Source organism: Corallococcus terminator (genome assembly GCF_003611635.1).
Taxonomy (GTDB): Bacteria; Myxococcota; Myxococcia; order Myxococcales; family Myxococcaceae; genus Corallococcus; species Corallococcus terminator.
The window spans coordinates 46,052-60,796 of sequence record NZ_RAVZ01000002.1 but is presented as its reverse complement, the minus strand read 5'-3'; the positions used below and the strand labels follow the sequence as shown (position 1 = coordinate 60,796).

General features: G+C 70.5%; 10 protein-coding genes. 6 read left to right on the top strand and 4 right to left on the bottom strand.

Annotated features, from left to right (window positions below; all coding sequences use genetic code 11):
- The first annotated feature begins 21 nt into the window (after window positions 1-21).
- Entirely contained in the window at window positions 22-1,569 is a 1,548-nt protein-coding gene (locus D7V88_RS00465; protein ID WP_120538589.1) for a TolB-like translocation protein, read from the top strand.
- Here D7V88_RS00465 and D7V88_RS00460 read toward each other — a convergent pair.
- Window positions 1,566-3,653 carry a S9 family peptidase gene (locus tag D7V88_RS00460; protein ID WP_120538588.1) on the bottom strand — a complete coding sequence of 696 codons (2,088 nt, stop codon included), beginning with the start codon at window positions 3,651-3,653 and terminating at the stop codon, window positions 1,566-1,568. The two genes, D7V88_RS00465 and D7V88_RS00460, sit on opposite strands and share 4 nt — an antisense overlap.
- Before the next feature lie 67 nt (window positions 3,654-3,720).
- On the bottom strand, window positions 3,721-4,242 hold the full coding sequence (locus D7V88_RS00455) for a hypothetical protein (protein ID WP_120538629.1): 522 nt from the start codon (window positions 4,240-4,242) through the stop codon (window positions 3,721-3,723).
- Between the two features lie 404 nt (window positions 4,243-4,646).
- Between D7V88_RS00455 and D7V88_RS00450 the strand changes: the two genes are divergently transcribed.
- The 3 genes from D7V88_RS00450 to D7V88_RS00440 all read left to right on the top strand — a co-directional run bounded on the left by D7V88_RS00450 (window position 4,647) and on the right by D7V88_RS00440 (window position 9,952).
- Entirely contained in the window at window positions 4,647-5,732 is a 1,086-nt protein-coding gene (locus tag D7V88_RS00450) for an AI-2E family transporter (protein ID WP_244237881.1), read from the top strand.
- Entirely contained in the window at window positions 5,732-6,343 is a 612-nt protein-coding gene (locus D7V88_RS00445; protein ID WP_244237880.1) for a DedA family protein, read from the top strand. Before D7V88_RS00450 ends, D7V88_RS00445 begins: the two co-directional genes overlap by 1 nt.
- Window positions 6,344-6,586: 243 nt before the next feature.
- Window positions 6,587-9,952 carry an ATP-binding response regulator gene (locus D7V88_RS00440; RefSeq protein ID WP_244237879.1) on the top strand — a complete coding sequence of 1,122 codons (3,366 nt, stop codon included), beginning with the start codon at window positions 6,587-6,589 and terminating at the stop codon, window positions 9,950-9,952.
- A 21-nt stretch (window positions 9,953-9,973) separates the two neighbouring features.
- On the opposite strand, the gene D7V88_RS00435 is transcribed toward D7V88_RS00440, so the two are convergent.
- Window positions 9,974-11,428, bottom strand: coding sequence for an FAD-binding oxidoreductase (locus tag D7V88_RS00435; RefSeq protein WP_120538585.1), 1,455 nt, complete (start codon window positions 11,426-11,428; stop codon window positions 9,974-9,976).
- Window positions 11,429-11,601: 173 nt separating this feature from the next.
- Entirely contained in the window at window positions 11,602-12,933 is a 1,332-nt protein-coding gene (gene bioA, locus D7V88_RS00430; protein ID WP_120538584.1) for an adenosylmethionine--8-amino-7-oxononanoate transaminase, read from the bottom strand.
- Window positions 12,934-13,189: 256 nt separating this feature from the next.
- Between bioA and D7V88_RS00425 the strand changes: the two genes are divergently transcribed.
- Window positions 13,190-13,987, top strand: coding sequence for an acyl-CoA desaturase (locus D7V88_RS00425; RefSeq protein ID WP_120538583.1), 798 nt, complete (start codon window positions 13,190-13,192; stop codon window positions 13,985-13,987).
- 138 nt (window positions 13,988-14,125) lie between these two features.
- The gene (locus D7V88_RS00420; RefSeq protein WP_120538582.1) at window positions 14,126-14,743 is read left to right on the top strand and encodes a DUF6310 domain-containing protein; all 618 of its coding nucleotides are present in this window, start codon (window positions 14,126-14,128) and stop codon (window positions 14,741-14,743) included.
- Window positions 14,744-14,745 lie beyond the last annotated feature (2 nt).

The window sequence follows — 14,745 nt, the reverse complement described above, 5'->3', positions numbered from 1 at the left end:
GCATCAACGACGCTTCGAGGCATGCGTCTCCAGCCCGTGCTGTTCGCCCTGATGCTGTCCGCGTGTGCGTCCCGGGGGCCATCGTTCCTCGCGTCCAACGCGGGCGGGGTGGATCCCTCCAGACCTTCCGCGGACTACGGCACCGCGCATCCGTTCCTGCTCAATGCCTCCGCACAGGACGGGCGGTGGCTTCTCGCCTGCCAGGCGAGAACGGACACGGACGGCGATGGGCGGATCCAGATCTTCTTCGGCAACCACGGTGAGATCTTTGGAGACGCGGTGCGTACGTACCTCTTCCTGGAGCCAGGCGCGGGCATCCCCATTGACGCGTTGCTCGCCACGGACCCCACGGGGAGATTCCTCGCCCTGGTGCGGGACGGAACGCTGTTGCTCCTCGACCTGGAGACCCGCGAAGAGAAGGAGCTGGCCTCGAAGGTGACGACCGACCCTGCGAGTCCCGAGCCTCCCGTCCGCGCCAGCTTCTCCCGGGACGGCCGTCAACTCCTCTTCCTCCGTCCCGAGGGAAGCAGGTCCGTCGCCGTCGTGCGCGACCTGCGCGAAGGTACCGAGCGCGTGCTCGACGCGGGAAGAGGACGCATCGAACAGGCTGTGCTGACGCCCTCCGGCCACTGGGCGGTGCTCGACATGGTGGAGGACGACGACCCGGAGCAGCCCTGGACCCAGCAGAACCCCATGTTCGCGAACAACGCGGGGTGCATGGGGCCGGTCCTGTCCAGTTCGTCCTTCAACGGGCAGGGCGGCGGCACGTCCATCCGCCGCTTCCGCCGGGTGGACGGAGGCCCCTTCGTCCAGGGCAACGACGTCCTCCACCCCCTGGGGAGAGGCATGCTGCGCCGCGCTCCGGACAGCTCCATCGTCTTCGAAGACGTGCAAGGACGGCGGGAGACCTGGGTGCCCGCGAGCTGCAACGCGAAGCTGTTGCACGTGGACGAAGCGCGCCAGCAAGTCCTGGTGGCCTGCAACACGCGGCAGATCATGGTGCCCCTGGAGCTGCACGGCGCCGGGGTCCATCAGTCACTCGGCTGGCAGACGACCCTCGCGGTCCTGATGAGTCATGGCATCGACTCCGGACGCGATGGCCGGCTGGTCTCCACGGAGGTCGAATCCAAGACCCAGCCCAACACGTGGCTGACGCTCGTCATCGACATGGAGCGGCGCACCGCGCATCCCCTGTCCAACTGGGGGCCGGTGACGTCCCTGGGCGCGCTCGCGCTGCTGAAGGAGGGCCGCTCCAGTCCCGATGACACGTGGACGCAGCGACTGTGGCTGTGGAACGCGGAGACGGAGGACAAGAGCGTCTTGAGCGAGGCGGAAGGCTACGGCCTGTACAAGGCAGGCGACACGGTGCTCATCATGGACAAGTGGATCGACCTGCGCACGGGGCGGGTGCTGGGCGAAGTCGAGCACGCGCCCATGGCCATCGACACCTGGGGACGGGTCCTGCGCCCGAGTCCCACCGCGGTGGTCGAACGGGGCGAGCCCCTCATCGGCCCCGTGCGGTGGGAGCCCGCGTTGAAGGCCCCCATCCCCACGCCACCAGCACCCTAACGCGAGGGCGCCCGCACCTTCGGCGCCGGGGCAGGAACCACCGGCGCCAGGTTCGCGTCGAACCAGTCCAGCGTGCGCAGGAACCGGTCCTTCTGATGTTCAGGTTTGCGAAAGGCGTGGCCCTCGTCCGCGTAGATGACGAGCTGGGTCTTCACGCCCAGCGCCTTGAGCGCCTTGTGGAATTCGTAGCTCTGCGACGCGGGCACCTCCACGTCCCGCTCGCCGTGCAGCAGCAGCGTGGGCGTGCGCACCTGCTTCACCCCATTGATGGGTGACGAGCGCGTGTACACCTCCGGCTCATCGTACACCGACGCGCCGAAGTACGGCAGCATCCACGTGTCGATGTGGTTCGTGCCGTAGTAGCTCTGCCAGTTCGCGACGCCAGCGCCCGCCACCGCCGCCTGGAAGCGCTGCGTCTGCGTCACCGCCCACATCGCCAGGAAGCCGCCGTAGCTCCACCCCGTGATGCCCTGCCTCGCCGGGTCCACCGGCGCCGACCCAAGCACCGTGTCCACGCCGGCCAGCACGTCGCGGAAGTCGCCATGGCCGAAGTCGCGGCGGTTGGCCTGCACGAACGCCTCCCCCTGGCCATAGCTGCCACGCGGGTTGGGCAGGAACACCGCGTAGCCCCGCGCCGCCAGCAACACCGTCTGCGGGTTGAACGCGGGCGTGACACCCGCCGCCGGCCCGCCGTGCACCACCGTCACCATGGGCACCTTGCGGCCCTTCACCTCAGAGCCCGAAGGCAGCACCAGCCAGCCCTGCACCTGGAGCCCGTCGCTCGTCCACGTCACGCTGCGCACCTCCCCCACCGACACCCGCACGGACGCGTTGAGCCGCGTCGCCTGCGTCCACGCCCCCACCGGCCCCGTCCACACCTCCGGCGGCTGCGTGAACGTGTCGCGCACCACCGCGCTCGTCACGCCGTCGCGCGCCAGCGACACCGTCACGTGCTCCGGGCCCTTCCACAACACCGTGAGCTCCGCTGACTTCGGCGACAGCGCCACCAGCGCGGACTCCCCCTGCACCTGCGCCGCGAACACCAGCCGCTCCGCCGTCGGCCAGAACAGGTCCGTGGCGGACGCCTTCACCCCGTCCGTCAGGTTGCGCGCGGGCGGCACCTTGCCCCCGAACACCGCCTTCTCCCCGGGCCGCACCTTCGCCGCCAACCGCTCCGGCACCGACACCACCCACACGTCTCCGCCCGTGTTGCCCTCGTCGCTCATCAGCCCTTCGATGAACGCCAACTGCCTGCCATCCGGGCTCCACGCGGGCTCCGCCACCTGCCACCTGGGCGCGTGCAACAGCGACGTCTCCCCGGTCGCCGCCTCCACCGCGTACACGCGGGCGACCCACCAGTTCGCATCCCCCGGCGGCGGCGCGGCCGTGAGCGCCACGCGGGCCCCGTCCGGGCTCCATGCGTATTCGTAGACGAACAGGCCCGCGGGCGACACGAAGCGCAACTTCGCGTCCTCCACCGACACCACCGCGAAGCGCTTCACCGGCGAGGACTCCCGCACCACGCCCGTCTCACGCGCCGCCGGCCCCAGCGGCCCCTGCGCGTCCTCCGCGCCTTCGATGACCAGCACCCCGACGGACTTCCCATCCGGCGACCACTTCGGCGTGGCCAGCACGCCCTTCACCGTCGTGAGCCGGCGCGCGGGCACGCCCGTGCCCGTCGCGTCCGCCACATAGAGCTGCCGCGCCGTGCCCTCCCCCGCCGTGGACAGGAACGCGAGCCGCCTGCCATCCGGACTCCACGCCAGCGACCCTTCCGCGCACGGCACGCCGTCCGGCGACGCGGTGACGCGCAAGGGGGGCCGCTCCGGATGCGCCCGCTCCAACACCTGGAGCCGCGTGGCCTCCGCGCGAGCGCCCTCCGTCACCGGCACCGACTCCACCCAGGCCACCCGCGCGCCGTCCGGCGACAGCGCCACCTGCTTGATGCGCACCGTGCGCTGGAGCGCGTCGTAGACCGCGCCCGACTCCGGACGCGCGGGCACGGCCACGGGCGGCGCCGCACCGGCCGAAAGCGCGCTCCACAACAGGCACCCCACCACCAGGCCCAGGCTTCCCGCTCGCATCGTCCGCCTCCGCGAAGAACCGCGGCGGCGGAGTGTAGCGGAAAGCCTCCGGGCCCCACTGCCTGGCTCAGTGAAGCAGCTCTGGCAGCATGGGCAGCCCGTGGAAGAAGCGCCGCCCGCTCTCGAAGCGGTGGTGGAAGGTGACGCGCTGATCCAGGTACAGCCGCGCCATCTCCTCCTCGCCGTAGGCGCGGAAGAACGCGGCGCGCGCTTCGTCACACGCCCGCTCGTACTCCACGCACAGCGCCTCCCAGTCCTCCGGCGGAATGTCCCCCTCCGGCCAGCCCTCCCCCGTGAGGCCGTACTCGCGCTCCATCGCGTCCAGCTCCCCGGCCCGCATCCGCACGCGCGGATCCTCCGCGATGGCCTCGTCCGCCATCGCCGTCAGGATGTGCGCCACCAGGAAAAATCCCGCGTCCGGCGGCACCGTCCCCGCGTCCCGCGCGCCCCGGAACGTCACCAGCAACTGCGCGTCCATCGCTTCGCCGCCCAGCTCCGTCAGCCTCGCCGCCAGCGACCGCCACCGGGCTTCCGTCTCGCGAGCCTCCCGCCGCATCCCGTCCAGCTCCTGCTCACCCATCTTCTTCATGGTGTCCTCTCCCATCCCGCGAAGGTCCCCTCACCACGAAGGTTCCCATCCCGGTCTGACGCGTGGGCCCCGCAAAGCGTGCTGTCCCTGTTTCCCGGGACGTCCCGGCCCGTCCGCTGTCGGACGCGAGGCGGCACGGCCGTCGCCTGGAGGACGCGCACCCCCGCTTCCGGGGACGGACGACCGGCGGTTTCCGCGCTGTGCGGAGGACGAACCGGGCACGCGGCGATTGCCTGCCGCGAACAGGTCCGGCGCAGCGCCGGATGTCACCCGCCGGACACCTGGCCCGGATGCGACCCCGGCGCACACACTTGGGCGACGAGGACGGTTGCCGTCAGGCCAGGGATGTCGCATCCGCAGAAGACGGGCCCGAGCACGGTGGCCCCTGTTGGGGAGTCGAACCGGTGGCTGAACCCGAAGTCAGGCTGGAGCTGCGTTCCCAGGTCACGCTGCGCACGGTGCTCACCGTGTGCTTCACGGTGCTGGGGGTGATGATCCTGGCGACGCTCGTCGTCAAGACGCGCGTGGCGCTCACGCTCACGGGCATCGCGGTGCTGGTCGCCCTGTCGCTGGAGCACGGCGTGTCGCGGCTGGAGAAGCGCGGCCTCAAGCGGTGGCTGGCCATCGCCCTGGTGCTGCTGGCGCTGTTCGTGGCGGTGTCCGCGCTGGGCCTGCTGGTGATTCCGGACCTGGTGGAGCAGGTGGACGCGCTCGTCACGCAGTGGCCCCAACTGTGGCGGCAGGTGCGTGGCACCGGCATCCTGCGCGCGCTCAACCAGCGGCTGCACAGCCTGGGCTGGAATGAGCGCCTGGAGGAGGCCACCCCGGCGCTCGCTGGCCCGCTGCCCGCGCTCCTGATGAGCGCCATTGGCGGCGTGGTGGGCCTGCTGGGCGGCATGCTCACCGTGTTCTTCCTGGTGGTGTTCATGCTGGTGTTCGGCGGCGGCGTGCTCAAGCGCCTGCTGGAGCTGGCCCGGCCGGACCACCGCATGCGGTACGTGCGCGTGCTGCACAACATCTACACCGCGACGGGCGGCTACCTGTCCGGCATCACCCTCATCTGCGCCGTCAACGCCACGCTGACCACCACGATGCTGGCCGTGCTGGGCCTGCCCTTCTACCTGCCGCTGGGGGTCGCGAGCGGCTTCTCCAGCCTCGTGCCCTACGCGGGCCCCATCATCGCGGGCGGCTTCATCACGCTGCTCACGCTCGTCACGGGCGGCGCGTGGAAGGCGCTGGCGGTGTTCGTCTACTTCCTGCTGTACGGCCAACTGGAGGGCAACGTGATGGCGCCGCTCATCTTCAAGCGCACCGTGCACGTCAATCCCCTGCTCACGCTGCTGGCCGTCCTCTTCTGTGTGGAACTGGCCGGTATCGTCGGCGCGGTGGTCGCGGTGCCCGTGGCCGCCACGGTGCAGATCATCATCCGGGAAGTCCTCCTCTTCCGTCAGGAGCGCCGCGAGGCGGCGGTGCTTCCCGTGGAGTCCTGATGGCCTCGCCGCTTGAACTCCTGCTCACCCACGGCTCGGGACCGCTCATCTTCCTCGTGCTGGTGGCGGGAGGCCTGGGGCTTCCCTTCCCGGAGGACATCGTGCAGTTGGCCGCGGGCGTGCTCGCGCACCGGGGCCTGATGCCGCTGCCCGCGGCCATCGCCCTGTGCTTCCTGGGCGTGCTGTGCGGTGACACCGTGCTCTTCCTCACGTCCCGGCGCCTGGGGCAGGCCCTGTACACGCACCCGCGCACCCGCCGCCTGTTCCCCCCCGAACGCCGCGCGCGCATCCAGGGCCTGTACGCGAAGCATGGCTCGCGCGTCGTCTTCGTCGGCCGCTTCATGTCCGTGCTGCGCGTGCCGGTGTTCGCCATGGCCGCGGCCGAGGGCATGCCCCTGCGCCGCTTCCTCTTGTGGGACGGCCTGGCGCTGTGTCTGAGCTCTCCCCTGGTGGTGCTGCTGGGCTACGTGGGCTCCGCCAGCGTGGACCGCGTGGCGAAGGGCGTGGGTCAGGTGGAGCACTTCATCGCGCTGGGAGGCGTGGCCGCCCTGCTGATCATCCTGGGCGTGCGCCACGTGCGCGAGCGCCAACGCGACCAGGCCCCCGCCTGACGGAGCGGTCCGGCTCACCCCACCCTGAGAGGAAGCAAGCAAGCGCACACTCCAAACATGGAGGCGCGGCGGCGTCCCAACGGTTCCGGTATCTACTGGACGTGCTCCCCGACGTGACACACCGGGGACACCGCCTCGCATCGCCTTTGTGGGCGAAGGCCGGGCTCGCGCCCCCGAGGAGACATGGAACAGGACAGCACCACGCAGGGCGGATCTGGAGGGGCGGTGTCCCGTGGAGCCCGGATGGACTGGCTTTCCGGAGGCGGTGAGATGGGCGGGCTCATCCGCTCCATGGACTGGTCGAAGACGCCGCTCGGCCCGGTGGAGACCTGGCCGCAGAGCCTGCGCACGACGGTCAGCCTGTGCCTGTCCTCCACGTTCCCCATCCTCATCGCGTGGGGGCCGGAGCGCGTTCAAATCTACAACGACAGCTACCGGCCCATTTGCGGCGCCAAGCATCCGGAGTCCATGGGGCAGCCCTTCCGCGACTGCTGGGCCACGGCGCTGCCGGTGGTGGGCGGAGCCTTCGACAAGGCGGGCGCCGGCACGGGTTCCTACATCGAGAACCAGCGCATGCTCCTGGACCGGTACGGCTACCTGGAGGAGGCCTTCATGACCTTCTCCTTCAGCCCCATCCGCGACGAGTCCGGCAACGTGGGCGGCCTCTTCCACCCCATCACCGAAGTCACCGAGAAGATGCTCAGCGCGCGGCGCACGCAGACGCTGCGCGAGCTGTCCGCCCTGCTGGGCAAGGTGAAGACGGTGGAGGACATTGGCGCCGCGCTGCCGCAGCTCCCGCCGGACGCGGCGCTCGACGTGCCCTTCCTGCTGTTCTACCGCCGCGACGAGGCGCGCGCCGGGGTCCGACTCGTGGGCGCCATGGGCCTGCCCCGGGGCAGCGCGTGGAGTCCGGAGGAGGCTGGGCTGGACGGGCCGTGGCCCTTCGCGGCCGGCACCGGGCCGGAGCCCCGCACGGTGGACGTCCCGGGCGCGACGCTTCAGGGCGTGACGTGTGGCCCGTACGAGGATGCGCCCGTGCACGCGCGCGTGCTGCCGCTCATCCCCGCCGGCATGACGGAGCCCTTCGGCTACCTGGTGGCGGGCGTGAGTCCCCGACGCGCGATGGACGACGCCTACCGGGGTTTCTACGAGCAATTGCAGAGCACCCTCACCACCGCGGTGGTGAACGTGCGCGCCCATGAAGCGGAGGCGCAGCGCCTGGAGGCCCTGGCCGCCATCGACCGGGCGAAGACGGCGTTCTTCTCCAACGTGTCGCACGAGTTCCGCACACCGCTCACGCTCATCCTGGGCCCGCTGGAGGAGTCGCTCGCGGACACCGTCAACCCGCTGCCGCCCGCCCAGCGCGCGCGCCAGGAGCTCACCCACCGCAACGCGCTGCGCCTGCTCAAGCTGGTCAACTCGCTGCTGGACTTCTCCCGCATCGAGGCCGGGCGGGTGAAGGCGAACTTCCACCCCACGGACCTGGGACGGCTCACCGAGGACCTGGCCAGCGTCTTCCGCTCCGCGATGGAGAAGGCGGGCCTCATGTACACCGTGGAGGTGGCGGACGTGGGCGAGCCCGTCTACGTGGACCGGGACATGTGGGAGAAGGTTGTCCTCAACCTGCTCTCCAACGCCTTCAAGTTCACGCTCCAGGGCAGCGTCACGGTGGGGCTTGGGCGTGACGGGGACCGGGTGCGGTTCACCGTGCGCGACACCGGCACCGGCATCCCGGAGGCGGAGCTGCCGCGCGTGTTCGAGCGCTTCCACCGCGTGGAGACCTCCCGGGGACGCACGCACGAGGGCACCGGCATCGGGCTGGCGCTCATCCAGGAGCTGGTGAAGCTGCACGGCGGCACGCTGGGCGTTTCGAGCGTGGAGGATGCAGGCAGCACCTTCTTCGTGGAGCTGCCGCTGGGAAGCGCGCACCTTCCGGCGGAGCACGTCCATCAGGCGCGGGGCGACGCGCACGCGGGCAAGCTGTGTTCGGCCTTCAGCGAGGAGGCCCTGCGGTGGCTTCCGGACGCGCTGGACGTCCCCCCGCTGTCGGTGCCGGAGCAGGCCACGCGCGTGGGCTCCAGCACGGCGCTGGGGAGTCTGGGCGCGGGGCTCGCGCCGTCGCCGGGACGCGGGCGCATCCTCGTCGCGGACGACAATTCGGACATGCGCGCGTACGTGAGCAGCCTGCTGGCCCCCCAGTGGGACGTGCGCGCGGTGGCGGATGGCGAGGCGGCCTTCGAGGCGGCGCTCGCGTCCCCGCCGGACCTCATCCTGAGCGACGTGATGATGCCGCGGCTGGACGGCTTCGGCCTCTTGAAGAAGCTGCGCTCGGACGCGCGCACGCGCGGCATTCCCTTCGTCCTCTTGTCGGCGCGCGCGGGCGAAGAGGCGCGCATCGAGGGTCTCCAGGCCGGCGCGGACGACTACCTGGTGAAGCCCTTCTCCGCGAGAGAATTGCAGGCGCGGGTGGACAGCCAGCTCCAGTTGGGACGCGCGCGCCAGCAGCTCTCCGACTTCTTCATGCAGGCCCCCGCGGCCATGTGCGTGCTGACGGGCCCGGAGTTGGTCTTCACGGTCATCAACCCGCTGTTCGCGAACCTGATGGGGCGGGACATGCTGGGCAGGCCGGTCCGCGAGGCCCAACCGGCGGGAGGTCACGGCCACCTGCTCAAGCACATGGAGCGCGTCTACCAGACGGGAGAGCCCTTCGTGGGCCGCGAGGTGCCGGTGCGGCAGCCGGACGGCCAGGGCGGTCTGAAGGAGCTGCTGGCGGACGTGGACATCCACCCGCAGCGCGATGGGGAGGGCCACATCCAGGGCCTGCTGGTCGCCGTGCAGGAGGTCAGCGAACAGGTCCGCGCGCGAAAGCAGTTGGAGGCCCTCACGCAGGACCTCCAGAGCGCCCTCACCTCGCGGGACACCTTCCTGGGCGTGGCGTCACACGAATTGAAGACGCCCGTCACCGCGCTGATGCTGCACCTGGAGGTGACGCGCCGCCGCCTGTCCCCCAAGCGCGGCGAGCCCCTGTCGCCCGCGAGGATGACGACGGCGATGGACACGGCGCTGCGGCAGGTGGAGCGGCTGGCGCGGCTGGTGGACGAACTGCTGGACGTCTCCCGCATCCAGGCCGGCAAGCTGGACTTCCACCTGGAGGAGAGCGACCCGGCGGAGCTGGTGCGCGAGGTCGTCGAGTCCTTCCAGGAGCAGTTGGATCAGGCCCACTGCAGGGTGGAGCTGCGGGTGACGTCCGGGGCGCGCGTGTGGTGGGACCGCTCGCGCATGGAGCAGGTGCTGGTGAACCTGCTGTCCAACGCCATCAAGTACGCGCCCGGTCAGCCCATCCGCATCGAGGTCGCGCCGCACGACGGACAGTTGGCCATCCGCGTCGCGGACTCTGGCCCCGGCATCCCCCGCGAGCACCAGGACCGCGTCTTCGAGCGCTTCGAGCGCGGCGGGCCGCCCCGCTCCGTGCACGGGCTGGGGCTGGGGCTCTTCATCGCCAGCCAGATCGTCCAGGGCCACCACGGCCAACTGCGCCTGGACAGCGACGCGGGCCAGGGCGCCACCTTCACCATCGAGCTGCCGCTGCGACCCCAGGCCCGGGCCTGAGGCGGCAGCGGCCAGCCTCACTCAATGCGCGACGCTCGGGGGCTTCTCCACGCCGGGCCGGATGTTCTGGTTCCAGTGGAAGAAGTTGGTGGGGTCGTAGATGTTCTTCACCGCCACCAGCCCGGGGTAGTTGTCGCGGTAGGTCGCCTGCACGCGCTCCTGGCCCTCCTCCATCATGAAGTTCACGTAGGCGCCGCCCGACGAGTAGGGGTGCAGCGCGTCGTAGTAGGACTTCGCCCAGTCGGAGACCTCCGCCGCCCGCTCCGGCGAGGGATCCACGCCGACGATGACCTCCGACCAGCGGACGTCGCGGAAGCTGAAGGCCGTGTCCTTCGCCCCCACCCGGTGCACCGCCCCGTCCACGGGGTAGAGGTGCATGGTGGACTGCATCGACGGGAGGCGTTCAGCGAACTGCACGTGGCGCGTGATGGCTGCGTCGCTCAGCTCGCGCACGAAGTCCGCGCGCCAGTACCATTGAAGCCCCGGTGGGTAGAGCGCGTCGAAGGCGGTCTGCAACAGGGGGTAGGGCATGGATTGCACCCCATGCAGCGCGGGATTGAGCGCTCGCACGGGCGCGAACAGCGCGTCCGCCTTCGCGGGGTCCCCGGTGTAGCACCACACCACGCCGCACATCTTCTTGAGGTGCAGCTCCTCCGGGAAGGGAGGCGCGGGCGGCACGGTCATCATGGCGAAGAAGCCGTTGAGATCCTCGGGCGCGGCCGGCAGGAATTCGCGGTACCAGCGCATCACCTCCGCCGCGCGGTCCAGGGGCCAGAGCGTGGGGCCGGCGATGACCGTGTCCACCGGACAGGCCCGGAAGAGGAACGACGTCACCACGCCGAAGTTGCCGCCCCCGCCGCGCACCGCCCAGAACAGGTCCGGGTACTTCTCCGCGCTGGCGGTGACGAGCCGCCCGTCGGCGAGCACCATGTCCACGGCGAGCAGGTTGTCGATGGTGAGCCCGAAGCGGCGCGAGAGGTGGCCCATGCCGCCCCCCAGCGTGAGTCCGGCCACCCCCGTGGTGGAGATGATGCCGGAGGGCACGGCGAGCCCGAAGGCATGGGTGGCGTGGTCCACGTCCCCCCAGACAGCCCCGCCCGCGACCCGCACCGTGCGGGCCTCGGGATCCACCCGCACGCCGCGCATGTTCGTCAGGTCGATGGCCAGCCCGTTGTCGCACAGCCCCAGGCCACCGCCGTTGTGTCCGCCTCCGCGCACGGACACCTCGAGCTTCCGCTCGCGAGCGAAGTTCACGGAGGCGATGACGTCCGCCGCGTCCGCGCACCGGACCACCATGGCCGGGTGCTTGTGGATCATCCCGTTGTAGAGCTGGCAGGCCTCCTCGTAGCCAGCGTCCCCCGGCTGGAGGAGCGTTCCCCGCAGCCGCGCCCGGAAGGGTTCCACGCTGTCGGGCGTCAGCCCGGAGGGCGGCCCCGTGCCGCTCGTCGGAGTCGGACGTTGGGTTTCGACAGTCATGGGAATTCCCTCCTGGATGGGCTGGAGACGACACGGCGCCTGAATCAACGAATGCGCACGCCGCCAGTCCCTCGACATAAGGGGGCGGCAGGGGGCTTCCAGGCACGTGCCGACCGACGGGAGCGGACGCAGCGCTCCGCTCCTCCGTCTCTCCCAGCGGACCTCCGCGGGCATCAGCCCGAGGCCACCTCCCGCAGGCTGTCCTCCACGCCGGCGAGCAGCACGTCCAGGTCCGCGTCCGGGATGTTGAGCGCGGGCGCGATGTAGACGGTGTCGCCCAGCGGGCGCAGGTAGAGCCCCCGGCGGCGCGCGGCCTCGTACACACGCCAGCCGCTGTTGGCGAAGTAGCCCCCGCCGCCCAGGTCCAGCGCCCCCACCATGCCCACGGCGCGCGGGCGCACCAGGCCGGGGATGGTGGCGGCCATGCGTTCAAAGGCGGCCTTCACGCGGGGCGCCTTGCGCTGGACCTGTCCCAGCACGTCCTCGTCGCGGTACACGGCCAGCACCTCGCGAGCCACGGCCGCGCCCAGCGGGTTGCCGCAGTACGAGTGCCCGTAATACAGCGCCCGGTCCTTCGCCCCCAGGAAGCCCGCGAAGATGCGCTCCGACGCGAGCGTGGCGCCAAAGGGCAACAGGCCCCCGCTCAGCGCCTTGGCCAGGCACAGCAGGTCCGGCACCACCTCCGCCAGGTCCACCGCGAAGCGGGCGCCGGTGCGGCCCAGGCCGGTGAAGACCTCGTCGGCGATGAGGAAGGTGTCCACGTCGCGGGTGGCCTTGCGCACCTCGCGCACGAAGTCCGGTGACGACATCCACATGCCCACCGCGCCCTGGATGACGGGCTCCAGGATGACACCGGCGATGCCGTCCGGATCCGCCTGGAGCGCCGCGCGCAACTGCGCCAGGGCGCGCGCGTGTCCGCCCTCCTCCGCGGGGGACGGCACGTGCACCACGTCGAAGAGGAGCGGGCCGAACACGTCGCGGAACTCGGACACGCCGCCCACGCTGGTGGCGCCCAGCGTCTCGCCGTGGAAGGCCCCGGACAGGGTGATGAAGCGGGTGCGGCGGGGCCGCCCGTTCTGGGCCCAGTACTGCGCGGCCATCTTGATGGCCACCTCCACCGCGGTGCTGCCGTTGTCCGAATAGAAGACGCGCGACAGCTTCTGTTCCGCGGGCACGTCCGCGCGGTCCGCGCCGGGGGCCAGCGCGGTCAGCTCAGAGGCCAGGAGGGCCGCGGGGCCGTGGGTGATGCCCGCGAGCGAGGCGTGGGCCAGGCAGCCGAGCTGGTCGGTGAGGGCCCGCACCAGCCGGGGGTGGCGGTGTCCCAGGGTGGACACCCACCAGGAGCCGTTGGCGTCCAGGTAGCGCTGGCCGTCAGCGTCATGGAGGTAGACGCCCTCCGCGCGGACGATGACCAGCGGGTCGGTGTCCGCGATGTACTGGGCCATGGCGGTGTAGGGGTGCCAGACGTGCTGCTTGTCCAGGCCGACGATGGCTGCCCGCTCCACGGTGTGTGCTCCTGACTGGGGGATGATCCATGCCCCGGGTGACGCGCCGCGTGCCGTTCTGCCCTCCTTGGGGGCAGGCCGCAACGTCCTTGCCGCACCGCGCCCTATCCGTCAGCGGACACGGAGGAAGGCGGGACGCTCAGTGTCGGTCGTCCGGGAGGGTTCGGGAGGGCCGGGCGCTGCCGACGTCATGAAGAGCGCTGACATTGCCGTGACAGCCGGAGTGTTACCCCTGGTCTGAAAGCACGGGAGAGTCATGGCCATCGCTATCTTCTTCATCAGTCACTGGCTGCTCTGCGTCTTCTTCCAGAGCTTCTTCCAGCACCGCTACGCGGCGCACCGCATGTACAGCATGGGGCCGCGCACGGAGAAGGCGATGCACCTGCTCACCTACCTGGTGCAGGGCTCGTCGTACCTGTCGCCCAAGGCGTACGCCATCCTGCACCGCGAGCACCACGCCTTCTCCGACACGGAGAAGGACCCGCACTCTCCGCACTTCTTCAAGGACGCGCTGCGGATGATGCTGCACACGAAGAAGCGCTACGACGGCTTCGTGAAGGGCACCGTGACGCCGGAGCCGCGCTTCGAGGGTGGGTACCCGGAGTGGCCGCTCGTGGACAAGACGCTGGGCCAGTCCTGGTGGGCGCCGCTGGTGTGGGTGGGCCTGTACACGGCGTTCTACGTGGCGTTCGCGACGTCGCCCTGGATGTTCCTGCTGTTGCCGGTGCACTTCGTGATGGGGCCGGTGCACGGCGCCATCGTGAACTGGTGCGGGCACAAGTACGGCTACCGCAACTTCAAGGGCAGCGACCAGTCGCGCAACACGCTGCCGGTGGACGTGCTGTGCATGGGCGAGCTGTTCCAGAACAACCATCACAAGTTCGGCGCGAGCCCGAACTTCGCGGCGCGCGCCTTTGAAATCGACCCCACGTGGCAGGTGATGCGCGTGCTGTCGAAGCTGGGCGTCATCCGCATCACCACGCCCCAGCGCGCGGTGTACCCGGAGCCGCGCGAAGTGGCGCGCGCGAGCAGTGGCGGGGCGCAGACGGCCTGAGGTCCTGGCATTGAAGTCACGCGGGGGAGCCGTCCGTCAGGGACTGCTCCCCCGTTTTCGTTTCCGGGCTCAGTGCGGCGCTGCTGGTGGCGGTTGGCGCTGGCGCCCCTGGGAGATGCACTGCCACACTCCCAGGGAATGACGCTCCGGACCTGTGGCCTGTTCCTGGTGCTGCTCTGCGCCTGCTCGACGACGGAACAGAAGCCGCTCCATCAGGTGGCCATGCCCTGGGTGGCGCCCCTCGCGGGACCGAAACCCGTGGTGATGCCGGCCCCCATGGGTTTGACGCCTCCGGTGACCATCATGGTGGATCCCCGGGTGCATCCGGATCCCGAAGCGCAGGGGGTCGGCTCGACCAGGAGACCGCCCATCCCTGTCACGCCGAACGGCGACCCGAAGTGCATCCCGGAGAGGGTGCCGCACCTGGGAGGCGATGACCTGCACAACCAGTGCGCCGACAGGGTGCCCCAGAACGGCATGAGCGGCTTCGACGTGCTGGTCAACGGCAAGCGCTTCGACGCCGTGCAATCCGTGGCCCGGATCCTCTGGGAGATCAAGACCGACAACTTCGAGGCGTACACCCCTGCCCTTCGAAGAATCGTAATCGAAAAGCAGGTGATAGAGCTGCGGCGCGAACGCGACCTGGCAAAGGCGTGCGGATACGGCTTCCTTGTCGGAGTGCGAAGCAGCACGCATCTGACCGCACTACGCGAAGCTGCCGACGACCTGACTGTCGTCCTCATGGACTGGTGCTGAAG